At 66.8% G+C, this 23,942-nt stretch carries 20 protein-coding genes; 4 read left to right on the top strand and 16 right to left on the bottom strand.

Annotation, left to right across the window (positions count from 1 at the left end; all coding sequences use genetic code 11):
• Positions 1–2: 2 nt before the first annotated feature.
• From KV110_RS03545 to KV110_RS03530, 4 genes are all read right to left on the bottom strand, one after another.
• Positions 3–395: a sterol carrier family protein gene (locus tag KV110_RS03545; protein WP_218473401.1), complete on the bottom strand. Its 393-nt coding sequence runs from the start codon at positions 393–395 to the stop codon at positions 3–5.
• A 44-nt stretch (positions 396–439) separates the two neighbouring features.
• Entirely contained in the window at positions 440–1,903 is a 1,464-nt protein-coding gene (locus KV110_RS03540; protein ID WP_218473395.1) for a serine hydrolase domain-containing protein, read from the bottom strand.
• Positions 1,904–2,080: 177 nt separating this feature from the next.
• Positions 2,081–2,722, bottom strand: a complete 642-nt coding sequence (locus KV110_RS03535) for a CPBP family intramembrane glutamic endopeptidase (protein WP_218473393.1) — start codon at positions 2,720–2,722, stop codon at positions 2,081–2,083.
• Positions 2,719–4,455, bottom strand: a complete 1,737-nt coding sequence (locus KV110_RS03530; protein ID WP_218473391.1) for an alpha/beta hydrolase — start codon at positions 4,453–4,455, stop codon at positions 2,719–2,721. The genes KV110_RS03535 and KV110_RS03530 overlap by 4 nt, the downstream gene beginning before the upstream one ends.
• A 267-nt stretch (positions 4,456–4,722) precedes the next feature.
• On the opposite strand from KV110_RS03530, the gene KV110_RS03525 reads away from it, so the two are divergent.
• A complete protein-coding gene (locus KV110_RS03525) occupies positions 4,723–5,013 on the top strand; it encodes a YiaA/YiaB family inner membrane protein (protein ID WP_218473388.1) in 291 nt (96 codons plus the stop codon).
• Positions 5,014–5,078: 65 nt separating this feature from the next.
• Here the strand turns inward: KV110_RS03525 and KV110_RS03520 are convergent, their stop codons facing one another.
• Entirely contained in the window at positions 5,079–6,779 is a 1,701-nt protein-coding gene (locus KV110_RS03520; protein ID WP_218473386.1) for an alpha/beta hydrolase, read from the bottom strand.
• 179 nt (positions 6,780–6,958) lie between these two features.
• A complete protein-coding gene (purL, locus tag KV110_RS03515; RefSeq protein ID WP_218473384.1) occupies positions 6,959–9,253 on the bottom strand; it encodes a phosphoribosylformylglycinamidine synthase subunit PurL in 2,295 nt (764 codons plus the stop codon).
• Between the two features lie 199 nt (positions 9,254–9,452).
• Here purL and KV110_RS03510 point away from each other — a divergent pair, with 199 nt between their 5' ends.
• Positions 9,453–10,757 (top strand): glycosyltransferase 87 family protein, encoded by a 1,305-nt coding sequence (locus tag KV110_RS03510; RefSeq protein ID WP_218473382.1) that lies wholly within the window; start codon positions 9,453–9,455, stop codon positions 10,755–10,757.
• On the opposite strand, the gene KV110_RS03505 is transcribed toward KV110_RS03510, so the two are convergent.
• The 4 genes from KV110_RS03505 to KV110_RS03490 form a co-directional block, all read right to left on the bottom strand.
• Entirely contained in the window at positions 10,706–12,004 is a 1,299-nt protein-coding gene (locus tag KV110_RS03505; protein WP_218473381.1) for a M18 family aminopeptidase, read from the bottom strand. The genes KV110_RS03510 and KV110_RS03505 overlap by 52 nt on opposite strands.
• A gap of 27 nt (positions 12,005–12,031) precedes the next feature.
• Positions 12,032–13,402, bottom strand: coding sequence for a S1 family peptidase (locus tag KV110_RS03500; RefSeq protein ID WP_218473379.1), 1,371 nt, complete (start codon positions 13,400–13,402; stop codon positions 12,032–12,034).
• Positions 13,403–13,599: 197 nt separating this feature from the next.
• Positions 13,600–14,820, bottom strand: a complete 1,221-nt coding sequence (locus KV110_RS03495) for an ABC transporter permease (RefSeq protein ID WP_218473378.1) — start codon at positions 14,818–14,820, stop codon at positions 13,600–13,602.
• Positions 14,817–15,695, bottom strand: a complete 879-nt coding sequence (locus tag KV110_RS03490; protein ID WP_218478147.1) for an ABC transporter ATP-binding protein — start codon at positions 15,693–15,695, stop codon at positions 14,817–14,819. Before KV110_RS03490 ends, KV110_RS03495 begins: the two co-directional genes overlap by 4 nt.
• A 525-nt stretch (positions 15,696–16,220) precedes the next feature.
• Between KV110_RS03490 and KV110_RS03485 the strand changes: the two genes are divergently transcribed.
• Positions 16,221–16,607 carry a hemophore-related protein gene (locus KV110_RS03485; RefSeq protein WP_218473377.1) on the top strand — a complete coding sequence of 129 codons (387 nt, stop codon included), beginning with the start codon at positions 16,221–16,223 and terminating at the stop codon, positions 16,605–16,607.
• A gap of 663 nt (positions 16,608–17,270) precedes the next feature.
• Here the strand turns inward: KV110_RS03485 and KV110_RS03480 are convergent.
• The 4 genes from KV110_RS03480 to KV110_RS03465 form a co-directional block, all read right to left on the bottom strand.
• Entirely contained in the window at positions 17,271–18,119 is an 849-nt protein-coding gene (locus tag KV110_RS03480) for a class I SAM-dependent methyltransferase (RefSeq protein WP_218473375.1), read from the bottom strand.
• A gap of 265 nt (positions 18,120–18,384) precedes the next feature.
• On the bottom strand, positions 18,385–19,410 hold the full coding sequence (locus KV110_RS03475; protein ID WP_218473373.1) for an alpha/beta hydrolase: 1,026 nt from the start codon (positions 19,408–19,410) through the stop codon (positions 18,385–18,387).
• Positions 19,411–19,717: 307 nt separating this feature from the next.
• Positions 19,718–20,893, bottom strand: coding sequence for a lipase family protein (locus tag KV110_RS03470; RefSeq protein WP_218473365.1), 1,176 nt, complete (start codon positions 20,891–20,893; stop codon positions 19,718–19,720).
• 343 nt (positions 20,894–21,236) lie between these two features.
• Positions 21,237–21,668, bottom strand: a complete 432-nt coding sequence (locus KV110_RS03465; RefSeq protein WP_218473363.1) for a MarR family winged helix-turn-helix transcriptional regulator — start codon at positions 21,666–21,668, stop codon at positions 21,237–21,239.
• Between the two features lie 51 nt (positions 21,669–21,719).
• On the opposite strand from KV110_RS03465, the gene KV110_RS03460 reads away from it, so the two are divergent.
• Positions 21,720–22,796 (top strand): substrate-binding domain-containing protein, encoded by a 1,077-nt coding sequence (locus tag KV110_RS03460; protein ID WP_218473361.1) that lies wholly within the window; start codon positions 21,720–21,722, stop codon positions 22,794–22,796.
• Between the two features lie 223 nt (positions 22,797–23,019).
• On the opposite strand, the gene purQ is transcribed toward KV110_RS03460, so the two are convergent.
• Positions 23,020–23,697 carry a phosphoribosylformylglycinamidine synthase subunit PurQ gene (gene purQ, locus KV110_RS03455; protein ID WP_218473359.1) on the bottom strand — a complete coding sequence of 226 codons (678 nt, stop codon included), beginning with the start codon at positions 23,695–23,697 and terminating at the stop codon, positions 23,020–23,022.
• Positions 23,694–23,930 carry a phosphoribosylformylglycinamidine synthase subunit PurS gene (gene purS, locus KV110_RS03450; protein WP_040730735.1) on the bottom strand — a complete coding sequence of 79 codons (237 nt, stop codon included), beginning with the start codon at positions 23,928–23,930 and terminating at the stop codon, positions 23,694–23,696. The genes purQ and purS overlap by 4 nt, the downstream gene beginning before the upstream one ends.
• Positions 23,931–23,942 lie beyond the last annotated feature (12 nt).

The following is a 23,942-nucleotide window of genomic DNA, read 5'->3' as shown; positions in this document are numbered from 1 at the left end:
CGTCAGTCGGGGGTTGGGCGGGTTATGGGGAGCCAGTGGGCTACTTCGGGGGCGCGGCTGCCGGAGGCGGTGAGGGTGCCGGAGTCGAGGGCGGTGGTGAAGTCGAGTAGGCCGGTGGCCAGGAGGAGCCAGGTGCGGGGGTCGGTTTCTACGACGTTCGGTGGGGTGCCTCTGGTGTGGCGGGGGCCTTCGATGCATTGGACCGCGACGAACGGGGGGACGCGTACCTCTACCGAATGGCCGGGGGCTGAGGCGGCCAGGGTTCGGGCGGTGGTGCGGACGGCTGCGGCGAGTTCGGTGCGCGTGGGGGTGGGTGCCGACTCGTCCAGCAGCCAGTCACTCACCGCATCCACCGCCGACCTGAGATCGGCCGGGCTCACTGTTTGTCGCGCCACGTCGCCGAGATTACCGGGGGCCCGGCCCTATATTTCGCGGACGATCAGTTGGTGGCCTGTTTCGGGGTAGCGCGCATGCCGACGTAGCAGGCCTCGGTGCCGTCGGCGAGGGTGGCGAAGACGATGGGCATGTAGTCCTCGCTGAAGGAGGGGCCAGCGCCGGAAGCGGCGAAGACCGTCTCCGAGACGGGGGTGAGTTCCATGCTCAGCGGCGGGGACATGTCCTTCATGTCGTCGACGAATTCGTACAGCATGTGACCGGAGCCGTCGTCCTGCTTGCTGACCGTGATGACGACGCCAGCCCGCTGGTATGTGCCGACGAACGGCGCGATGTCCACGGGGACCGGCGGAACGGCGGGGCCGAACGGGTCTGGCATCCGCACCCCGGCCAGTTCGGCGAGCAGTTCCCGGAACAGCGCCGCGTAAAGTTGGCGCGCGCCACCGCCATTGGTGAGCAGTGCGACGGCGACACCGGCTTCGGGGATGGCCCGCAGGTAGCCGTACTGGCCGATCGCGGCGCCGTCGTGGCCGAAGCCCTTGATGCCGTTCCAGTCGTACAACGTCCAGCCGAGGCCCCAGCCGTCGGCGCTGACGGTCCACTTGTCCGGCACGTCGATCGCTCGATGCTGCATTGCCGCAACGGATTCGGCGGACAGCACGGTGGTGCCGTCGGCGGCGCGACCACCCTCCAGGTGCATCCGGGCGAAGCGCACCATGTCACCGGCCGTGCTGATGACCCGTGCCGCGGGCGCGACGGAGCGCGGCATGATGTCCCACTCCGGCGCGGGATCCGGGTACTGCCCCGGTGCGCCGAGATGGCTCATCGCGGTGCGGAACCGCAGCGCCTGCTCGGGCAGCGTCACCAGATGGTCGAGACCCAAGGGGACGGCGAGCAAGTCCCGCACCGCCTCGTCGAAGGTCTTGCCGGTCAGCACCTCGATGACCCGACCGAGCACCACATAGCCGAGGCTGCCGTATGACATCGCCGTGCCCGGTTTACAGTCCAGCGCGACTTCCCTTGCGGCCCGGACATATTCGGCGAGACAGTTGTCGCCGCGGCCGCCGTCGTAGTTGAAGTCGTTGGTCACGCCGCCGGTGTGGCTGAGCAACCGCCGGACCGTGATCTGCTGCGTGGCTTCCTCATCCGGCGTGGCGAACTCGGGCAGCACCTCGACGACGGGCGCGTCGAGATCGAGCTTGCCCTCGTCGACGAGCCGCATGATCAACGTCGCGGTGTAGACCTTGGCGATCGAGCCACACAGGAACACCGAGTCGGTGGTGACCGGCACGCCCGTGCCCCGATGCAGGACACCGCTAGCGATTTCGTAGACCTTGCCGTCGACCAGAATCGCCAGCGCCGCGCCGGGCACATGGTGGGCGGCCCGGAGTTCGTCCAGCCGCTGCTGCCAGCGAGCCAGCGCGAATTCCCGACCGGTCGAATCGGTGGTGCCCCAGTCGCCCTGCACCTTCCAGTCGCCGTTGGTATCCCAGTTCACGTTGTTCGACATGCTCTTTCTCCTGCTCGATCCCGTTGGGGCGTACGCCGTTCTCTCGTTGCGAACACTGTACGCAGACAGGAACGCTGTGCGCAAGTGGGCAGGTTTCAGCCACTCCGGTCCTGCAACAATGGGCGCGACCGCTACAGACAGCCGATGAGCCCGAACCTGGGCGTGACGCCGCCCCGGTCAGGCTTGCGTGCGCGGGGTTCCGAAGAGCCTGGCCAGGCGCGGCGCGATAGCACCGCCCGCATTGGTGGCGAAGTGAAGCAAGGCCGGGGCGGTGACGCTCCCGGTGCGGCGGCGCAGCCAGCCGAGCACAAAGCCACCCGCAGCGGTGGCGGCGACCGTGGCCGGGACACTCTCACCCGCCGCGCGAGCCGGGTGGATATGCCATAGGCCGAATGTCAGTGCACCGAGCAGCGATCCAGCACGGGAGCCGAAAGCGTTGTCCAGCAACGGATCCAGTGCAGCGCGGAAGACCATCTCTTCGCTGTAGACAGTGCCGATCGGGATGTGCACCGCGATCCATTCGGCGTCGGACACCTCCGGCCCGCGGTCGGCGAACTCGCGCAACCCCTCCCGCACCGGCGGAATAGCGAGGGCCACACCGTAACCGGCTGCAACAAGCGCAGCGGAAACTATGCCGTACCGAAATCCCCTCGCTGAGAACCAGTTCGGATCGTCATCGAAGACGAGCGCGTAGGCGGTGGCGAATCCCGCATTGGCGGCTGTCCTACCCCGGACACCGAGTCCAAGCCCGGGCAGCAACCAATTGCTCCATGCCAGTGGAATGCCAACGGCGACAGCAACTTCCGGAACTCTACTCACTTGGTCTTCCGCTCGAAATCCTCGGCTACTTCCAGCTCCGCCCTGACCCGGTCGGACAGGCCGGCGGTCCAGTCCGGCGGCGCGGCGATTGCCGCCCACCCGTCGAGCACGAGACTGCCGTAACGGTGCCCGTGTCCATCGGTGACCGCTTGGGCATTGGTGAGGTCGGCGGCCACCTGCCAGAAGGTGACGAACGGCCACCATCGCATCTGTGACGACACATCCGCGCCGCGCGGCTCGGACAGCCAATCCGGTTGCGAGAAAATGAGATCCGTCGACCACCAAACGATCGGGTCCGACGCGTGCTGCAGGTAGGCAATCCTCGGCGGCCGCCACTCGGTGGACGGGCGCGCGAGATCGGCACTGTCGGAGGCGAATCGCACGACCAGCCCGTCGGCGTACACCGGCTGGATCTCCCGCGAGCCGGGATCGCGCCGCGAAACGAACTGCTTCCACAGTCGATTCGAGTTCGGCGGACCGACCCACAGCGCGCCGTCCACCTTCGTCCGCAGATCGGCGAGCCCGTCGAAGGCCGCTTCGGAACCCTGCGAGCCGAGACTTTCCCCGTATACCAGCAGCTTCGGCCGCTGCTCCCGCGGCCGCGCCGCCCAGTGCCGGTGGATCGCGTCGAACATCGCCCGGCCCGCGGTCATCGCCTTGCTCCGGTCCGCGAGGAACGACAGCACGCTGGGCAGGTACGAATACTGCGAGGCGACGATCGCGCTGTCGCCGCCGTACATGTATTCGATGGCCCCGGCGGCCATGGCATTCACCCACCCGGTGCCGGTGGTGGTCATCACCACGAGCACCTTGCGATCGAACGCGCCGGTCCGCTCGAGTTCCGCGGCCGCGAGTTCCGCCGGGTCCTCGCCTGGCTCGACCGATTCCAAGCCGACGTAGGCGCGGATCGGTTCCCGAGCCGGTCGGCCGGTCACCTCACCGATCTTGCTCGCGGTCGGCCCATGCGAAACGAACCACCGGCCCTCGTAGCCGAGGGTTTCCCATTTGGCCAGCGAGGCGGGGCTGCCGGAGCGTTCGGGTTGGACGGGCTGGATCGCGTTCACCGAGGTGTGGTCGTTGCGCACGCTGAACGCCGAGTTGGCGACGGCAAAGAAGGCCCGCGAGGCGACGCCGTTGAAGATGGTCACGGCCAGCACGACGAGCACGAGGAACCCAGCGGCCGGTGCCAGCTCCCGCGGCACCCGCACCCAGTGGTTGAGCAGCCGGGCCAGAAACCGGATGGTCTCGCGCACCGTCCGGTACACCGCGACCACCGCCGCGCCCACCGCCAAGCTGAGCAACCCGGTGCGCAGGTAGGCGGGCGTCGTCGTGCCCGCCATCCCCATCAGCGCGGTGATCTCCCGCTGCCAGCGCGCCGACTGGACGAGCATCAATGCCGCACTCAACGCGGCGGTGAACAGGACCGCGGACTTCACTGCGTAGCGCACCCAGGTGGGCGGCGGCGCAATCCTGGTCAGCCGCGGCCGCACCCACAACCGGAACAGCCACTCCAGCACACAGCCGACGCCGTAGCCGAGCGCGGCGTTGATCCCGCTGATCAGCCCCTGGAACAGCCAATCGCGCGGCAGCAGCGACGGGGTCACCGACAGCGCGAAGAACACCGTCGCGACGACGAGCCCGACGTAATTCAGATCGATGATGTCTTCCACGCGCCGCACGATGACGATGCCGCGCGCACGCAGCTTCGTCAGGGTGGTGGCGGTCTCGAGCACGAGAACTCAGCGCGGGCGGGGGTCGGGCGCGGACGGCGTCGGCGGGTCCGTAGCGATCATCACCCGAACAGTATGGCGGTCCGGTACGGTCGGCGGCGCGTTGCCCGGGCCGCCGCGCGGCGCATCGCCGCGCACCGCCATCGGCGGCACCGCGGCCCGGCGGCACCGCTGAATCGGCCAGGTTTCGGCGGCGGTCGGCAATTACCCAGACCGCTCGAGTAGTTGTACGCGGTTGCGCGCGAACGCGTGTCGGCAGACTTCTTACCCATGAGCACTCCCAACGCACAGCCGAAAACCACTTCGGCGTTCATCGCGCAGGCCGCGATCGCGTTCGGCGTCAGCTTCCTCGGGGTGGGCGTCGGAATCTGTTATCTGCCACTGGATATGTGGCAGCGAGGCTTTCTCGCCATGTCCATGCTCTTCCTGGTGACCAGCACCTTCACCTTGGCGAAGGTGGTGCGTGACCAGCACGAAGCCGCGACCGTGCACGGTCGCATCGATCAGGCGCGGATGGAAAAGCTGCTCGCCGAGCACGATCCATTCAATTCCGTCGCCTGACGACGCTCCTGGGCGGGCCTTGTGCACGAGGGGTCCTGGCCCGCCCAGGTTCGCGTCCTATCCACTCACTTGAGTGAGCGTTCCCGAACGGCCGACTGTTCCAAGTAGTTTCGGATCCGGTCCGACAGTTCGGCCGACCAATCCGGCGGCTCGGCGAGGGCGGCCCAGGCATCGAGCACCAGCGTGCCATAGCGGTGGCCGTGCCCGTCGGTGACGCCCTGCGCGTTGGGCAGGTCCGCGGCGACCTGCCAGAACGTGACGATCGGATACCACGCCATGGTCGGCGACACATCCGGTCCGCGCGGCTCGCGCAACCAATCCGGTTCGTCGAACAGCAGATCCGGCGACCACCAGACCACCGGGTCGGACGCGTGCTGCAGGTAGGCGATGCGCGGCGCGAGCCAGGTGCCCGGCGGCCGCCACAGATCGCCGCGGCTGTCGGCGAACCGCACCACCAGGCCGTCGGCGTAGGTCGGCAGCACCTCGGGTGAGCCGGGGTCGCGCCGGGCGACGAATTCGCCCCACAGCCGATTCGAGTTCGGCGGACCGACCCACAGCACCCCGTCGGACTTCGTTCGCAGATCGGACAGGCCGGTGAAGGCACCCTCCGACCCCTGCGAGCCGAGACTCTCGCCGTAGACAAGCAGCTTCGGCCGCGCCTGCGCCGGCCGTGCCGACCAGTGCTCATACACCTTGTCGAACACCAGCTTTCCCATCCGCGTCGCCTTCTCCTTGTCCGAGAGGAAGGACAGCACGCTGGGCAGATACGAGTACTGGGTGGCGACGATCGCGGTATCGCCGCCGTACATCATCTCGACGGATTCGGCGCTGGTGGAGTCGACCCAGCCGGTGCCGGTGGTTGTCACCACGACCAAGGCCTTGCGGTCGAAGGCACCGGTGCGCTCCAGTTCGGCGACGGCCAGCTCGGCCTGGGCTTGCGGACCGTCCGCCGATTCCAGGCCGGTGTAGACGCGAATGGGTTCGCGCGCGGGTTTGCCGGTGACCCTGGCGATGTCGGCGGCGGTCGGCACATAGGAGACGAACCAGCGCCCTTCCGAGCCGAGCGTCTCCCACTTCGCCAGCGAGGCCGGGCTGCCTGACCGTTCCGGCAACTGCGGCTGGGTGGCATTGGGTGAGGTGTGGCTGTTGCGCACGCTGAACGCCGAATTCGCCACCGAGAAGAACGCTTTGGCCAGCACGCCGTTGAACAACGTGACGGCGACGATGGTGACGATCAGGAAGCCGATGGGCAGCGCGAGTTTGCGCGGGATGTGTACCCGCTCGATGAGTTCGTTCGCGACCCACCGCACCAGCCACCGGACAGCACGGAAGACCCCGATCACCACCGCGATCACGGCGGCGCTCAGCGCACCGGTGCGCAGAAAGCCCGTGGTCGTGATGTCGTCCATCCCCATCAGCGCGGTGATTTCGCGCTGCCACCGCGCCGACTGAATCAGCATCACTATCGCGACGATCACGCAGGCGACCACCACGAGCACCTTGATCGCGCCCGGCAACCAGGTGGGCAGCTCGGCGAATGTCTCTGTCACAGCAGCGGGCAGCCGCACCCGGGGCCGAATCCATCTGCGGTACGCCCACTCCAGCAGGCAGCCGACGCCGTAGCCGATCGCCGCGTTGATCCCGCCGACGAGCCCTTCGAACAGCCAATCCCGCGGCAGCAGCGAAGGAGTCAGCGATAGCGCGAAGAACAGCGTGGCGACTACCACCCCGAACAGCGAAAAGGACAACTGATTTCGCACGAACATGGGTAACTCGCCGGGTATCAGCTGACTCAGCCGAATCCCAGCCGCCGGACGCCGACGCTCCTCTCCCCGCACCTAGGCCTGGCCTGAATACGCGGAGAGGCGGGGGAGCTCGGCGGCGCCGACGATTCGGCCGGCGCCGCCGCGCTCAACTACTGAGACCGCTCCAGCCCCAGGCGGCATCAGACCGCACTTGCTCCGAACAACTTCGGCAGCGTGCCCTCGTGTGCGGCACGCAGCTCGTCCATGGGGACGGAGAACTGCCCTTGCACCTCAATGGAATCCGTACCCTGGTCGACCACACCGATGCGCGTCCACGGCAATTCGCGGGCGGTGCACATCTTGGTGAACCGGGTCTCCTCCGAGCGCGGCACCGCGACGAGTACCCGTCCGGCCGACTCGGAGAACAATGTCACGAACGGGTCGGCATCCTCGGGAAGCAGGATGCGGCAACCGGTTTCGCCGGCCAGCGCGGCCTCGACGACGGTCTGGACCAGCCCGCCCTCGGAAAGGTCGTGCGCCGCACTGATCATGCCGTCGCGCGAGCCAGCGGTGAGCACCTCGGCGAGCAACTGCTCGCGGGCGAAGTCGACCTTGGGCGGCACGCCGCCGAGGTGGTCGTGCGCGACCTGCGACCAGATCGAGCCACCGAATTCGTCGTGCGTCTCGCCGAGCAGGATCAGCGTCTCCCCCGGCTCCAGGCCGAGCCCGGTCGGGATGCGCCGGTGCACGTCGTCGATCACGCCGAGCACGCCGACCACCGGGGTCGGCAGGATGGCCGTCTGCCCGGTCTGGTTGTAAAAGCTGACGTTGCCGCCGGTGACCGGGATGCCAAGGGCCACACAGCCGTCCGCGAGACCGCGGACAGCCTGCTGGAACTGCCACATCACGCCGGGATCCTCGGGGGAACCGAAGTTGAGGCAGTTGGTGACGGCCTTCGGGGTGGCGCCGGTGGTGGCGACATTGCGGTAGGCCTCGGCGAGCGCGAGCTGCGCGCCGGTGTACGGGTCCAGCTTCGTGTAGCGGCCGGACGCGTCGGTGGCCAGCGCGATGCCGCGGCCGGTCTGCTCGTCGATCCGGATGACGCCCGCGTCGGCGTGCTCGGCGAGCACGGTGTTGCCGCGCACGTAGCGGTCGTACTGCTCGGTGATCCACTTGCGGCTGCACAGCTGCGGGCTGGCCAGCATTTGCAGCAGCGTCGCGCGCAGCTCGTCGCCGGTCTTCGGGCGGGTCAGCTTGTCGGTGCTGTCGGCGATCAGCGCGTCCTGCTCGTCCGGTCGCCGCACCGGCCGTTCGTACACCGGGCCCTCGTGCGCGACGGTGCGCGGCGGCACGTCGACGACGGTTTCGCCGTGCCAGGTGACGATCAGCCGGTCGCCGTCGGTGACCTCACCGATCACCGTGGCGAGCACGTCCCACTTGCGGCACACCGCCATGAACGCGTCCACGTTCTCCGGCGTCACGACCGCGCACATGCGCTCCTGCGATTCGCTGGAGAGCACCTCGGCTGGGGTCATGCCGGTGGCGCGCAGCGGTACCCGGTCCAACTCGATGTGCATGCCGCCATCGCCCGCGGCCGCCAGTTCGGAAGTGGCGCAGGACAACCCGGCGCCGCCGAGGTCCTGGATGCCGACCACCAGCTTGGCCGCGTACAGCTCGAGACAGCACTCGATGAGCACCTTCTCGGTGAACGGGTCGCCGACCTGCACACTGGGCAGCTTCTTGCGACCGGTGCCCGACTCGTCACCGGAGAAGGTGTCCGAGGCCAACACGGAGACGCCGCCGATGCCGTCGAGGCCAGTGCGCGCGCCGAACAGAATGATCTTGTTGCCGGTGCCGGAGGCGAAGGCGAGGTGCAGGTCCTCGACCCGCATCACGCCCGCGCACAGCGCGTTCACCAGCGGATTGCCTTGGTAGGACGCGTCGAACACGGTCTCGCCGCCGATGTTGGGCAGGCCGAGCGAGTTGCCGTAACCGCCGACGCCGCGCACCACACCGTCGACCACGCGCCGGGTATCGGCAGCGTCCGCCGCGCCGAAGCGCAACTGGTCCATCACCGCGATCGGCCGTGCGCCCATCGCCATGATGTCGCGCACGATGCCGCCGACACCGGTGGCCGCGCCCTGATACGGCTCGACATAGGACGGGTGGTTGTGGCTTTCCACCTTGAAGGTGACCGCCCAGCCGTCGCCGACATCGACGACGCCCGCGTTCTCCCCGATGCCCGCCAGCATCGAGGCCCGCATCTGCTCGGTGGTGGTCTGGCCGAAGTAGCGCAGGTGCACCTTCGACGACTTGTAGGAGCAGTGCTCGCTCCACATCACCGAGTACATCGCCAGTTCGGCGTCGGTCGGCCGACGGCCGAGGATTTCCTTGATGCGGGCGTACTCGTCGTCCTTCAGACCCAGCTCTTTATAGGGTTGCGGCACGTCGGGAGTTGCTGCGGCTGCGCTGACGGTGTCGACCTGCGAAGTCACGGGATACCAGGGTCCTTTCGGGCCGGGAGCGCGAAGCTGGGGATTCGCCTGGAAGTTTAGCCGTGACGGTTGGTGGGCACCGGGCCGCATAGGCGTCTCGCCCGGTTCGCCGGATTCCTGTGCGCCCGGTCACAAGCCGTGCTAGTGACCGCGCGCGCCGACGGCGGTCACATCGAGGCACACCGATACTCTGGGCCCCGTGAACGAACGATCGGGGTTTGCGGATTCCGCTGAGCCGGTTGCCTCGAAGCACCCGCGCGCCGCCGCGAGCTCCGAGCCGACCGCCCCGGCACGCATTCCGATGTCCCGTGAGCAGCTGCGCTGGCTGCTGATCGCGGTCGGCCTGTTCATCGCCTCGGCGATCCTGTCGCTGCTGGCCCACTGGTGGTCCGGGTACATCGATCTACAGGTGTATCGCAACGGCGCCCGGGTCTGGCTCGACGACGGCGAGCTGTACGGGCCGATGCCGCCGGTCGCGGGCATCGGATTACCGTTCACCTATCCCCCGCTCGCCGCGCTGTTCTTCGCGCCGCTCGCGCTGATGCCGTTGCTGCTTGCCGAGGTGCTGGTGCTGGTGACCTCGCTGGCGAGCCTGGCCGTCACGCTGTGGGTGGTGCTCGCGCGGATCCGCCCCGAGCTGTCCCGGCTGAGCACCCTGACGATCGTCATCGGCGCGGTCGCGCTGCTGCAGACGTTCGAGCCGTTGCGCCAGACCTTCGGCTTCGGCCAGATCAATCTGGTGCTGATGGCCGCGATCACGCTGGATTGCCTGGTGCGCAAGCCGTTCTGGCCGCGCGGCATGCTGATCGGCATCGCGGTGTCGGTGAAGCTGATCCCCGGCGGGTACCTGCTGTACTTCCTGCTGCGTAAGGACTGGAAGGCGGCGGGCACGCTGATCGTCTCCGCCATCGCGGCGGTCGGCCTCGGTTTTCTGCTGTTCCCCAGCGATTCGACCGAGTACTGGTTCCACACGCTCGCCGATACCGGCCGGATCGGGCCGCCGTACTTCGCGGGTAACCAGTCGATCAAGGGGATGGTTTTCCGGCTCGGCGTCGCCGACTCGGTGGCCACCCTGCTGTGGATCGCGCTGTCCCTGGTGGCGATCGCCCTGGCGGCCGTCTGGATGCGCAGGCTGATCGACGCGGGTGCCACGGTGGCCGCGCTGTTGGTGAATGCCGCGGTGGTGCTGCTGGTTTCGCCGGTGTCCTGGTCGCACCACTGGGTGTGGATCGCACCCGCGCTGGTGGTGACCGCGGACGTCATCGTGCGCGGCAGGCGCAGCCCGCTGTTTCTCGGCTGCGTCGGCGCGCTGACCCTGATGTTCCTGATCGGACCGCAGTGGTTGCTGCCGCACGCCGCGGACAAGGAGCTCGGCTGGGCCTGGTGGCAGCAGCTCATCGGCAGCAGTTACGTGCTCGCCACTCTCGCGGTGTTCGTCGTGGCGGTGGCGACCTATCGCCCGGTGACGGCGGGCGTGAGGAAGGCGGCCAGCGCCGCGGCGTAGGCCGGAACATCTGCGGCGCCCATCATTTCGCGCGCCGAGTGCATCGCCAACTGGGCCGCGCCCACATCGACCGTCGTCATGCCGGTGCCCGCGGCCGTCATCGGGCCGATGGTCGATCCGCACGGCAGATCGGCGCGATGGACGTAGCGCTGCAATGGAACTCCCGCCTGTGCGCACGCCAGCGCGAACGCCCCCGCGCCCACCGCGTCGGTGGCGTAGCGCAGATTCTGGTTGACCTTCAGTACCGGCCCGCCGTTCACCTCGATGCGGTGCGCGGGCTCGTGCCGGTCGGAGTAGTTGGGGTGCGTCGCGTGCGCCATATCGCCGGAGGCGCAGACCGAACCGGCCAGCGTGGCAAGGAATTCGGCGCGATCGCCGCCGCGGGTGAGCACGATCCGCTCCAGCACCGTCGGCAGCAGATCGGACTGGGCGCCGCGGTCGGACTGGCTGCCGACCTCTTCGTGGTCGAACGTGGCGAATACCGGAATGGCCGCGCCGGGCTCCTCGACGGCGGCGAGGAAGGCCTGCAGGCCCGCGTAACAAGTGCCCTGGTTGTCCAGCCGAGGCGCGCTGACCAGATCCTGGTCCCGGCCCACTATCCGGCTGGGCGCCAGATCGTGCGTCATCAGCTCCCAGCCGAGCACCGCGGCCGGATCGAGCTCCGCATGCTCGGCGACGAACGCGAGGAATGAGCGCGGTTCGCGGCCGACCCCCCAAATAGCGTTGACGTGGCGCTGCGGATCGAGCGTGACGCCCTTGCGGTCATCGGACAGGTGAATGGCCAGCTGCGGCACCCGCAGGATCGGCTCGTCGATGCGAACCAGCTGCTCGCGCACCGCGTCTCCGTCGAGAACGCTCAGTCGCCCGGAGATGCCGAGCTCGCGATCCAGCCAAGAATTGAGCCAGGCGCCGCCGTAGGGCTCGAGGCCGACCAGCTGCCACCCGGCCGACGCCAGATCGGGGTGCTGTTTCACCCGCAGGTTCGGGCTGTCGGTATGCGCGCCGACCACCCGGAACGGTGTGCTGCCCGCCGCGTCCGCCGTCGCCCAGGCGATCAGCGATCCACCACGCACCACGTAGTGCTTGCTCGGGCCGTCCGCCGGCCACGGCTGCGATTCGGTGAGCCGGGTGAAGCCGTTGGCCTCGAGTTCGCCCGCCACCGTGCGGCAGACGTGGAAGGGCGAGGGCGACGCATCGATGAACGCGCACAATCCGGTGGCGGTGGCGGCGGTGGCGGAAACGGGCATGATCGCGATCTTAGGGGCACCGGCAGATCAGCTGGTGCGGACTTTCAAGCCCGGGTGCTCCCGCAGCACCGTGCTGAGCGGCTGACCGAGCAGCACCGGCAGGTGCCCGCAGGCGCCGTCCAACAGCGTGGTGGTAGTGACGATGGAGCTGTTGATGCCGACCGCCTTGGTGCCCGCCATGATCGGACCGCCGCTGTCACCCTGGTGACCGCACAGGGTGGTGAGGAACATTTCCTCGAACCGGACCGGCGTATCGCCGTGGCCGGGCACGTCGTTCAGCCAGGCGGTCTGGCCGGACGCGAGCACCATGCCGCAGGAGTAGCCGGACCGGAATCCGGCCTTGCACACCACGCTGCCGTCGATCGGATCGGCGGTGCCGTCGATGCGCACGACATCACCCTGCCGTGCGGCTTCCGGCGCTGAGCCGGGGCTGCTGCCGGTATCCAGCGTGGGCGGCACGATCGACGGGGTCGGCGGCGAGAGCTGTCCGGCCGAGACCAGGTTGTTCCGGAACCGCGGCGCGGCCGCCTCGTTGATCCGCAGGATCCCGTAGTCGTGCGGGCTGAAGCTGGACGCGTCGAAGTAGCCGAGTTCGGCGCCCAGCTTCGGCTTTTCACCGGGCACGTACCGTTCGTCGGAGGTGCCACGCACGGTAAAGATGCGCTGTGGTTCGCGCGTTCGCTTCGCCTGCACGACAAGGTTGTTTGGGTCGCAGTGGCCGGCGGTGATGTTGACCGCATTGCCCTTTTCATCGGTGGCGTTGAAGCCGAACGAGCACCGGTGGGCCTCGCCGTCGACCTGGAAGGCGTAGGACTGGCCGCCGACGATGGCGCCGTCGGGCTCCTCGGCCGCAATCGACCGCACCTCGTCGGTGCTGTTGTCGGGCCGCGTTTCCGGCATCGTCGCCGTGATCGATCGAACCGGCCCCACCTCGGCGGGCAGTTGGATGTCTTTGGCGACGCGCACCGCGAAACTGTTGTGCGCCACATCGATTCCGTACCCGAAGATCGACTGGGCGACCGCGCGGGTCTGCCCGGCCAGCCAGCGCTCGAACGCGGCTCGTCGCTCCCGCAGGGTGGCCTCGCTGACGGAGACCGTTTCCACGGTGAACCCCGCCGCCTCGGCGGCCGCCCGCGCGTGCCCGGAACTCACCCCGTCGGTGAGCGAGACGACCGGGCGGGCGCCGTCCATCCGGATACCGGCGAAAGCTGCCGGGTGTGCGATCCGGGCCGACCTGGCGTAGTCGGACAATCGATGCGCCACCTCGACCCGGTGCAGGTATTCGTCGGCGTCGATGCCGAGGTCGCGCCGTAAGGCTTCGATCAAGCTCGGCGGCAGGATGGCTGCCTCGGCAGGCGGGGCGGCCGAGGCCGGGATGGTGACCGACCCCGCGGCCATTGCGACACAGCACATCACTACTGCACGTCGGCAGCAACGTAGTGCTGTGCCGCCACGTAGTGCTGTATCGCGTAGACGGGGACCGAACGCCATCGAGATGCCTCCTGACCGAACAGACAGTGGGTGCAGTCGCCGATGTTATAGTCACACCAGTCACAAAACGGACTATCCGGTCCGGTCGCGTGTCTATCGACGTTTCACTTTGCGTTCGCGCGAAGGGCGGTGCGCACCGAGACTCGGCTGCCGGTGAGCAGGATGGCGTTGCCGTAGATCCGACCGGCCAACCGGGCCACCACCGCGATGGTCAGCACCATCGCGACCAGTGCGCCCGTCATCTGCCAGCCGGGCACGTCGTAGGCCACCCGCATCGGCATCACCACCGGAGACAGCAACGGAATCATCGACAGCACCGTCGATGAGGTGCCGTGCGGATCCGCCGGAACGATGGACTGTCCGATCAGATAGGCCGCGATCACCACAACGGAGATCGGAACCGCCACCGACGCGAGATCCTCCTGCCGCGACACCAGCGACGCGGCCGCCGCGATCACCAGGGCATACAGGAAGTAGCCGAGCAGATACCACACGATCGCCCACCCGACGACGCCGCTGACCATCGCGGTCGAAAGTTCCAGCACCCCGGTGGCAAAGGCGCTGGTCATCCCGGCCACGGCGACCACCGCGACCTGGATGATGGTCACCAGCCCGATGCCGACCACCTTGCCTGCCAACAGCTCCCACGGACGGATCGTCGCGAGCAGCAGCTCGACAATGCGATTGGCCTTCTCCTCGACGACACCCTGCCCGGTCAGCTGGATACTGATCAGCAGCATCACGTAGCTGAGCACACCGATCACCGCCGCCATGCCGACGCGCGCACCACGATGCTCGTCGACCGGTTGCAGCGGTTGCACATCGACCTTCGCCTCGGCGATCGCGCGCTCCACCGTGGCCGGATCGCCACCGAGCCAGGTGATTTCCTGATGCATCGCGGCCTGGCGGACGACCAGGCCGAACGCGGTGCGCAGGCCGTCCGGCAGCGCGGATTTCACCACCACCTGCAGCTGCCCGTTTGCCGCGCCGACGAGTAACGCCGTCAGATCGCCCTGCTGGACCTGCTGCTCACCGGCGTTCCGGTCGACCACGGTGGTCTCGATCGGCTGCCCCGACGCCGCTCCTGCGGCGACGAGCAGCTGCTGGAACTGAACCGTATCCGGCGTCACCCCAACCTTTTCCGCCTCGGCGGTCGCGCCCTTGTCGAGGAAATGGAACAGCAGCACCGTGCCGACGACGGCGAGCACCAGGACGGCTGTGATGGCGGCAAAGGCCTTGGATCGGAGCCGGACCTCGATCTCCCGCGCCGCGACGATTCGCATCGCCTGCGCCGACGAGAGGCGCTCGGCGGTTCGCTCCCTCATGCCGCCGCCTCTACGGACGCGACCGTCGCGTCATCGACCGTCGAATCGACCGTCGCGTCTCGGAACAGATCGGTCAAAGTGGGTTGTACCCGGCCGAATTCACGTACCGGCCCGGCCGCGAGCGCGGTGGCGAGCACCAGATGGTCGTCGACGTGATCCTCCAGGCGCAGGACCCACCGGGACTCCTCGCGTCCGTCCACGGAGACACCGGGCATTCGGGTGATCCAGTCGTCGTCCAAGCCGGGCGCATCGATGGCGATCAATGCCGGTCCGCGACCGCGCAATTCATCAACTGCCCCACAGGCCACCATGGTCCCATTACGGACGATTCCGACACGGTCGCATAACCGTTCGACCAGATCGAGTTGATGCGAGGAGAACAGCACCGGGCTGCCCTTGTCCGCACTGCGTTCGCGCAGCACCGAACTCATCACGTCGACCGCAACGGGATCCAAACCGGAGAACGGTTCGTCCAGCACCAGCACGTCCGGGTTGTGCACCAGGGCCGTCGCCAGCTGCACGCGTTGCTGATTGCCGAGACTGAGCTTCAGGACGTCGTCGTCGGCGCGCTGTTCGATACCGAGCCGCATCATCCACAGCTGTGCGGCGGCCGACGCCTCGAAATCCGAAAAGCCGTGTAGCCGAGCGAAATATTGCAGCTGCGCACCCACCTTCATCCGCGGGTACAGGCCGCGCTCCTCCGGCATGTAGCCGATGCGCCGCCGCGTCACCAGATCCACTGGACGGCCATCGAACCGGACCGAACCCGCATCGGCAGCGATCACCCCCATGATGATTCGCATCGTGGTCGTCTTGCCCGCGCCATTGGAGCCGACAAACCCGAACAACTCCCCCGGGCGCACATCGAACGTCATGTCGGACAACGCGACAACGTCACCGTAGCGCTTGGTCAATCCCGAAATTTCCAACACGTGAGATTCGTACCTTCCACTCGTCGCACGATCGTCTTCGCGTACACGAGGCAGCCCGGCCGGCCGGATCGAACTCCGGCGAACGCCGCTCAGGGCACGGCGACACCATGCCAGAAACGACGTGATCCGCCCGCTCAACACACCGAAAGGCCGGTGCGCTCGTGAATCCACTTCTTTGCCTGCGGTTTCGCGAGCACCCCGCAGACGTGCCGGATGCGCTTATGCCGCACATTCTTCCGACTAAATACAACAACCGCTCAGGCTGTCGCGGAACGCGACGGCCTACCGTACTCCGTACCGCCATTCTTTCGTCACGGTGACGTCGCCGGATCGCGCATTCGTCCCTTGCGCAAGAACTTTCGACACAATCCACGCGGTTCGTTCTCGTGATGTCGGCACTTTGTTGAGTAGCATCACCGCCGGGTCACCGACCCTGGCAGCCAGACCAACTATACGAAGGGTCACTACATGAAGATGCGTAAAACCCGATACACGATCGCCGCTCTCGCCATCGGCGCGGTTTCCGCGGGCACCGCATTGCTCGGGGCCGGCACCGCCGCCGCCAATCCGATCGATGACATGGTGGGCCTGTTGGTGACGAAATGCTCGTTCAGTCAGTTCGACACAGCACTGCACGACGTGGCACCGGAAGCAGCAGCCAAGCTCGACGCCTCGCCGATCCACAAGACAGCACTGCAAATGACGCTCTCAGCGCCTGCCGATCAGCGCGCGGCGATTTTCGGGATGCTTACCAACCACCGGGCGCAGATCGAGGCGATGACCGACACCAGTGCCGCCAATGCCGAATCGGGCGCGGTGATGAGCAAAGTCGCGGCCTCCTGCCACCGTTACTGAGCTCGACCGCACCACCCGCCGGTAATCCTTGGCACGACCGGCTTTTCGACGATGCCGGTTGAACGAATGTCCAGCGTGGAAATCGAGCGATTGAACGGTTGCTTAGAAAGGTCAGATGTCGCGAAATTTCCGACACGCCGGAACAGTTCAACGTCTGCCAGGCCACACTTGGCATGATCTCTCTTGCTAGACCACACTCAACCGACCAACGAAGGAGTACCTCGTGCTGCTTTCCGTTACTCTCCCCCTCGGCCTCGGCGTCGGCCTCACACTCGCTCTGGTTGTCTCCGCGCTGGGCTTGCTCTAACAGCAGCCGACGGGAACTCGGAATCTGGCGTACGCAGGAGGAACGCCAGACTCCGTTTTTCTCGAATTCCACGAATCCGCTGAGGCGGATTCAGGTCGTTTTTACTGGACACACCCACCCGACTAAAAAGGAGTACTACCATTATGCTGCTCTCCGTTACCCTCCCCCTCGGCATCGGCCTGGGCGCCGTCGTAGCGATCGCCGTCTCCGCGCTGGGCCTGCTGTAAACCCAGACCTAGAAAATGCGGGGCCGAGCGACTGCAGACGCTCGGCCCTGCATTTCGTTTATGCCAGGCTTTACCGGAACTATCCGGTGGCCGCACCGATCGGCCCGGCCACCGACAGATGTCGCTACGTCACGACGGGGACAACCGGAGCACACCGGCCCACGGCCGGCCCGCGGTATTGCGAGGGTCCGGCTCGAGCAGCGGAGCGAGCAACCGCATCTTGAGCGGCAGGCGACCCGCGCGGCGCGCTGTGGTGTACACGGATTCCACGTCCGTTGCCGCCCAACCCCGTTCTTCCAGATATGCGATCGGATCATCCGAGACGAATCGGAACGGCGCATTCTCGAACATGGTTCCGTAAGACTTCTCCATGCCGGTCTGCATCGTCGTATTCATGACGTCCACGATCCACCAGGCGACGTTCGCGGCGCGCAGCGCGGCGGCCAGCTCGTTCACCTGCTCGTCCTCGAGGTACTGGATGAGCCCTTCGGCAATGACCAGGGTGTGGGCGGGATCCACCACCGCGGAATCCAGGAACGAGCGCATGGTGGCCCCATCGGACAGGTCCACCTGATGCCGTTCCAACCGGCACTTGGGCGTCTCGTCGGCCAGAAGTTGCTCCTTCTCGGTGAGCAACCGGGGCAGGTCGGCTTCGATCCAGGTCAGCTCAGCGGGCAGATCGAGGCGATACGGACGGGTGTCGAGGCCGGCGGCAAGGTTCAGCACCCGAGTGCAACCCCGCGCCAATGAATCCTGGATAAGGTCGTCGATGATCTTTGTCCGGACAATGACGCCGAGTCCGCTCCGCACTTTCTTCGGAGCCGCGTTGATTATCTCGTAGCCACTGGGTCCGGCCATGCGATCGGCGAATGGATCACAGATTAGCGCGTCTTTTCGGGACGATTCTATGGCCCGATATGCTGCTGCCCATCGTGCCGTGTCGGAAACATCGTTGATCAGGGGCTCTGTAGATACCATGCAGGCAGGATATACGGCCGATCGGCCGGGTCCCTGAGCAACGCGGCGTGTCCATCGGGCGAATAACGGCGTAAATGTTACCTATTTATACTTCGCATTTTCGTGCCGCCGCGCCGATCTTCGCTGAGTCACCGAGTAGTACATTTCGGACAACCAGCGGACAAATCGCAGCTGTATCACACGTCGAAATACCGAAGCGGGGCCGACGGCTATCCGGAGATAACCATCGACCCCGCCACGAACACCGCAGACCGACCGAGGTTCGCTACTCCGACAAACCCATGCTGCGGGACAGGAACGCCCAGGACCGCTTGAACTCGTCCTGCCAGTAACCCCACGAATGCGTACCGGAGGCGTAGCGGAAAGTCGCCGGAATACCGAGCGACTCCAGCCGCTGCTGCATGTTGCGGGTACAGAAGTTGGTGACGGCCTCGATCGCGCCGCCGACCGCGATCTGATTGATCAGCGTTTCGATGCCGAGCTGATTGTCGTCCCCATCGATCTGGGTCCGGCCGCCGCCGAGCTGTTCGGCCCGTCCGTCGATCGTGTCGTATTTGCCCGGGCTGCCGTCGCCCGACGACAGGTACAGATCCACTCCGCGCAATTTCTCGGCATTGATGTATGCGTCGTTTTCCAGCCATTCGGGCGAGCCGGGTGGGCCCCACATGTTCTCTACGTCGCCGCCGCCCATGCCGACCACCGACTTGACAAAAGCCGTGCCGAGTTTGTCGCTGGTCTGCGCGCAGCCACTGTAGGCGGCCACGGCCTTGTAGAGGCCCGGCTTCGCCATGGGGATCGTGAGCACGCTGGTGCCCGCGGTGGAAATTCCCGCGATGGCATTGACGCCATTGGTGCCGAGTGCCGCATCGATCAGCGGTGGCAACTCTTCGGTCAAATATGTCTTCCATTTGTTGCGACCGAGTACCGGATCATCCTTGATCCAGTCCGCGTAGTAGCTGAACGGCCCGCCCACCGGAATTACCAGGTTGGCGTTCTTGTCCGCCATGAACTTCGGAATATCGGTCTGCGCCTGCCACGACGCCAGGCCTTCGCCACCGTCGGCGCCATTCAGCAGATAGAGCGTCGGCCGGGGCCGGGAGTTATCGGCCGGGCGGACGACGTCGACCGGAAATGTCTTGTCCATCGCCGCGGAGTGCACCTGGAGCCGGATGCTGTGGTCATCGATTTGTTCGACACCGGTAATACGCGAACCATCCGGGGACACCGCGTTCGTGGGAATCCCGGATACGCTCGGCGCCGCCGAAGCGGACACCGCGCCGAATCCGGTCATAACACCGACAAGCAGCCCTGCTACCGCGGTACCGGCCACAAATGTGCGGCGGGGCCCACGCCTTTCTACGCTCGGGGAAGTCGATTCCATGGGCACCAGCATCGACCATAGCGGTCGTCTATCGATGCAACGACACACCTTCTTATCGCACTGACCATGCATAACCGGAACCCTTCTGTTTCTACAGATTTCGCCGATTCGGCGCGCACTGGCACCACGCGTTCGGCCGGTATCTCACTGCACTCACGCATTTGTCGCACAGAAACTCGGTGGTGCGCGGTACACCTCGCACCACTGTCTGGAAACGCTAGTTCTGGCCCGTCGTGGCGGGTTCGATCCGAGCAAGAAAGGTATCGATGGCCGCGAGCATCTCCCGGTTGATCTGGAGGTGCCGGCCCGTACCGACGATCATCTTATAGTCCACTCGATTGGCGGCGAAACGGGCTGCCAATGCCGCGTGCAGCGGCGAGGGTACCGAGATGTCGGTCGCGTTGACGAGCAACAAGATCGGCGCATCGTAACCACTGGTCGGCAGGCCGAGGTACGCGGCGAGCACCTCGTGAAAGTGCCTGTTGGTCAACGGCTTCGACAGCAGCTGGCTGAGCCGGACGGCACCGACGTGGTCGATCATCCGGTCCTGGCACAGCTGGCCGACGGTATCGAGAACGTCCCGGCCGCGCGGCGTCAGGTAGCTGTCCATGTTCGCGTCCGGCCGGGCGGCCCGCAGTCCCGCGAGCACGCTGGAGACGAACACGGTGAGGGCCTGACCGACTTCGCTGGGCAGGTCGGGACCCCACGGTCCGGCCATCGGCAGCAGGTTCTCCGCGTCGGACGCGGGGTCGATCGCGATCGCGCCGCGGAAGTCGAGCTCCGGGGCATAGGTCCGTTGCAGGTGGGCGGTCCCCAACGCGGCGTGCCCGCCCTGCGAACCACCGAGGACCACCCAGGTCCGGGACAACTCGGCAAAGTGCGACCTGGCCGCCCTGACGAGATCGATGGTCGCGGTGGCCTCGGTCTTCAGTTCGAGGTAGGGATGCGGGCCGGTGTCGAACCGGCCGAGCCCGAGATAGTCCGGCGCCACCACGGCGAACCCCTTGGACAGAAAGCTCGCCACGAATTTGTCCTCGGCCACACGTAGCTCGGGCCAGGGGCCGCGGGCCGGATCCGACTGGGCGCCGCAGCCCGGACCGAGGCCGAAGCTGCCATGGTCGAAGGCGAGAATCGGCCAGCCGCCCCGCGGTGCCGGACCGGGCGGAATGAGTACCGCACCGCTGGCGGGTTTCGGGGTGCCGTCCGAACCGGTCATCCAGTATTCGACGACCGAGCCATTGCTGACGCCGCGCCAGCCCTCGGGCTGCGGCAGCACCGAGATCATCGTTCCCACGGTCGCCGCGTGCGCCGGTGCCGTGATCACGCCGGACACGAAACAGACCGCCACCCCTGCCGCCAGGGCCGCGCGTTGCGAAGAACCGAACAATCGCATCGGACACCACTTTCCGTTTCGGCGGAGACGAACGTGCGCGATGGTGCAGATCGAGATCTTGGTCCGAGCGGAACGATAGTACGCGGCAGGAGTCACGGCTTGCGACGCACCAGGCGAGCCGCGAAGCGCCTCGGACACGCGGGAGCACCTCTGCTGTCGAGCTGCGGCCACGGCGGCTACACAGACGCCACAGAGCGGCCGCGCATAGCAAAGTTCAGGATTACCAGTACTTCGGATTTACTATGACGGGCGGCCACATTAATTCCATTTGGCACCGTGCATAGATGGCCGCACGAGCGGCCGGGGAGGTACCGGACTTCGAAAATCGTCGGACGAATTCCGCCTACTCAGGGTTCGCGGAAACCAGTTCCAGTAAACGCATGAGTTCGGTATAGCGGCGCGCACCGATTCGCGTCCGCAGTTCCTGCTCCGCCCGTGCCTCCTCGGCGCGCACCGACGAGACCAGCTCCGCGCCGAGTCTGCTCAGGCCGATCAGGATCCGCCGGCGGTCGTCCTGGGCCGCGAGCCGGAAGATCAGACCGCGCTCGGCCAGGTAGTCCGCGTGCCGGGTCGCGGAGGACGGCGCAAGCTGTGACCTGGCCGCGAGCTCGCTCATGGTGATGCCGGTCTCACTGGAGAGGTTCGACAACATCGACCACTGGTCGGCCGTGAGCTGCCTGGCACACAGTGCGGCATCCAAGTGACGCAGCCAACCGCGTTCCGCGGCACGCAGCGCACCATGCAGCGTCGAATATCCGCTTACAATGGTCGTCATTGTTATTCCTGCCTGCCATGAATTTCGCTCGAACGAGAAGAAGAGTACCGAATGTCAGCGTTCGGCGAGAGCCCAGAGGGCACTATCGAGATCCTGAACATAGTTCCGATGCAGGGTCCTGGCGGCATCGTGGCTCCTTCCTGCGATGCCGCGATTTCGCTTGCCGTCGACGAAATCAACCGGGGCACAGGAATTCTCGGGCGCGAAATTCGTACTACGAATATTGATGGCGGGCGTCCGCCGCACGAGGTGGCGAGCGAGGTTTCGGCACTACTGGCGACCGGCATGGTGGACGCGATCACCGGCTGGCACACCTCCGCGGTGCGGCTGGCGGTGGCCCGTGCCACCGCGAGCCGGGTGCCCTATTTATTCGCCACCGGACACGAGGGTCTGACCAACGAACTCCCCGGTGTCCTGATGCTCGGCGAGCACCCGGCGGGCCAGACTTTGCCCGCCCTGCGCTGGCTGGAGCGCGAGCACGGCGTGCGGCGCTGGGCCATCATCGGCAACGACTACATCTGGCCGCGGGAGTCGGCCAAGGCGATCCGCAACAGCCTGACCGACCCGGATGCCATCGTGCTCGAGCGGTTCGTGCCGCTCGGCGCGCCCGACTTCGGCGACTTCCTGTCCCATCCGGCGCTGGACCGGGCCGACGGCGTGGTGATCCTGATGGTCGGCGCGGATGTGTCCCGGTTCAACCGGCAATTCGCCGCCACCGGACGGGCCGCGTCCCAGCTGCGGATCAGCCCGGCGGCCGACGAGAACGTGTTGCTGGCCGGCGGTCCCGGCGCCAACCACAACTTCTATGCGGCATCCAGCTTCTTCATCGACGAACACACGCCGGACGGCCGGGAGCGGGTGTCGCGCTATCGCAAGCTGCACGGTGAATTCGCGCCCGCACTCACCAGTTTCAGCAACATGACCTACGAGGCCATCCACACACTGGCCGGGCTCGCGCACGCGGTGGGCTCACTGCGGGTGCCCGACGTCCTCGGCGCGATCGACCACGGCGTGCTGCTCGAAACCCCCGGTGGGCAGCGCGCTTTCCAAGGCAACCAGGCCATCCAGCACGGCTACATCGCCCGCGCCAACGGCGTCGAGTTCGACATCGTCGCCAGAATTACCTGAGTTTTTGGCCGCGTGGCCGCGGCGTGTTCGCGGCCCCTGAATGTCAGCATCGCGTAGCGATTCGATGAGGGGCGGTGGTCGGGCGACGGATGGGCCTCGCGTCCGAGCGGCCGAGACTCGCGACTGCGTCGCATGCGCTTCGGCCACTCGGACGCGAGACGGGCCGCGAACGGCGCTCGAAAGACTCGCGCTGTGGTGGTTGGATGGCGAGTGATCGGCTCGATCAGGCTGTGACCAGGGTGTCCAGCACCGAGAGGAACAGGCCGAGGCCGTCGTCGCTGGGGCCGGTGAGGGGTTCGGTGGCGTGTTCGGGGTGCGGCATGAGGCCGACGATGCGGCCGTCGGCGGAGGCGATGCCGGCGATGCCGCGCTGTGAGCCGTTCGGGTTCTCGCCCGCGTAGCGGAAGACCACTCGGCCTTCGCCTTCCAGCTCGTCGAGGACCGCGGTGGTGGCTTGGAAGCGGCCCTCGCCGGACTTGAGCGGGACCAGGATCTGGGCGCCTGGCTCGTAGCGCGAGGTCCACACGGTCGAGGCCGATTCCACCCGCAGCCATTCGTCGCGGCAGATGAAGTGCAGGCCCTCGTTGCGGGTGAGTGCGCCGGGCAGCAGGCCGGCCTCGCACAGCACCTGGAAGCCGTTGCAGATGCCGAGCACCGGCAGGCCGGTCTTCGCGGCGCGCACGACCTCGCCCATCACCGGCGCGAACCGAGCGATGGCACCGGCGCGCAAATAGTCACCGTAGGAGAAACCGCCGGGCACGACGACCGCGTCGACCTGCTTCAAATCGGCGTCGGCGTGCCAGAGGCTGACCGCCTCGGCCCCCGCCAGCCGCACCGCCCGTGCCGCGTCGACATCGTCGAGCGTGCCGGGAAAAGTAATGACCCCGATACGCGCAGTCATGGCAGCCGGGTTACCTTCCACTCCTCGATCACCGTGTTGCACAGCAGCGATTCGGCGATCTGCTCGAGCTCGGCGTCCCCGACACTGTCGTCGACGTCGAGTTCGAATCGCTTGCCCTGCCGTACATCCGAGATGCCCTCGAATCCCAGGCGCGGGAGCGCACCGACGATGGCCTGTCCCTGGGGGTCCAGGATCTCGGCCTTCGGCATCACCTCGACCACGACTCGTGCCACGCGTTGCTCCTC

This window comes from Nocardia iowensis (assembly GCF_019222765.1).
Classification (GTDB): domain Bacteria; phylum Actinomycetota; class Actinomycetes; order Mycobacteriales; family Mycobacteriaceae; genus Nocardia; species Nocardia iowensis.
The sequence above is the reverse complement of the archived record's forward strand: the minus strand, read 5'-3'. Positions and strand labels throughout refer to the sequence as shown.

Excerpts from the sequence above, each read along its gene's own strand:
- KV110_RS03540 (WP_218473395.1), bottom strand. The coding sequence starts at position 1,903 with ATGTCGAACAACGTGAACTGGGATACCAACGGCGACTGGAAGGTGCAG.
- KV110_RS03525 (WP_218473388.1), top strand. The coding sequence starts at position 4,723 with ATGAGCACTCCCAACGCACAGCCGAAAACCACTTCGGCGTTCATCGCG.
- KV110_RS03520 (WP_218473386.1), bottom strand. The coding sequence starts at position 6,779 with ATGTTCGTGCGAAATCAGTTGTCCTTTTCGCTGTTCGGGGTGGTAGTC.
- KV110_RS03505 (WP_218473381.1), bottom strand. The coding sequence starts at position 12,004 with ATGCCCGTTTCCGCCACCGCCGCCACCGCCACCGGATTGTGCGCGTTC.
- KV110_RS03500 (WP_218473379.1), bottom strand. The coding sequence starts at position 13,402 with ATGGCCGCGGGGTCGGTCACCATCCCGGCCTCGGCCGCCCCGCCTGCC.
- KV110_RS03495 (WP_218473378.1), bottom strand. The coding sequence starts at position 14,820 with ATGAGGGAGCGAACCGCCGAGCGCCTCTCGTCGGCGCAGGCGATGCGA.
- KV110_RS03490 (WP_218478147.1), bottom strand. The coding sequence starts at position 15,695 with ATGACGTTCGATGTGCGCCCGGGGGAGTTGTTCGGGTTTGTCGGCTCC.
- KV110_RS03485 (WP_218473377.1), top strand. The coding sequence starts at position 16,221 with ATGAAGATGCGTAAAACCCGATACACGATCGCCGCTCTCGCCATCGGC.
- KV110_RS03480 (WP_218473375.1), bottom strand. The coding sequence starts at position 18,119 with ATGGTATCTACAGAGCCCCTGATCAACGATGTTTCCGACACGGCACGA.
- KV110_RS03475 (WP_218473373.1), bottom strand. The coding sequence starts at position 19,410 with ATGACCGGATTCGGCGCGGTGTCCGCTTCGGCGGCGCCGAGCGTATCC.
- KV110_RS03470 (WP_218473365.1), bottom strand. The coding sequence starts at position 20,893 with ATGCGATTGTTCGGTTCTTCGCAACGCGCGGCCCTGGCGGCAGGGGTG.
- KV110_RS03465 (WP_218473363.1), bottom strand. The coding sequence starts at position 21,668 with ATGACGACCATTGTAAGCGGATATTCGACGCTGCATGGTGCGCTGCGT.
- KV110_RS03460 (WP_218473361.1), top strand. The coding sequence starts at position 21,720 with ATGTCAGCGTTCGGCGAGAGCCCAGAGGGCACTATCGAGATCCTGAAC.
- purQ (WP_218473359.1), bottom strand. The coding sequence starts at position 23,697 with ATGACTGCGCGTATCGGGGTCATTACTTTTCCCGGCACGCTCGACGAT.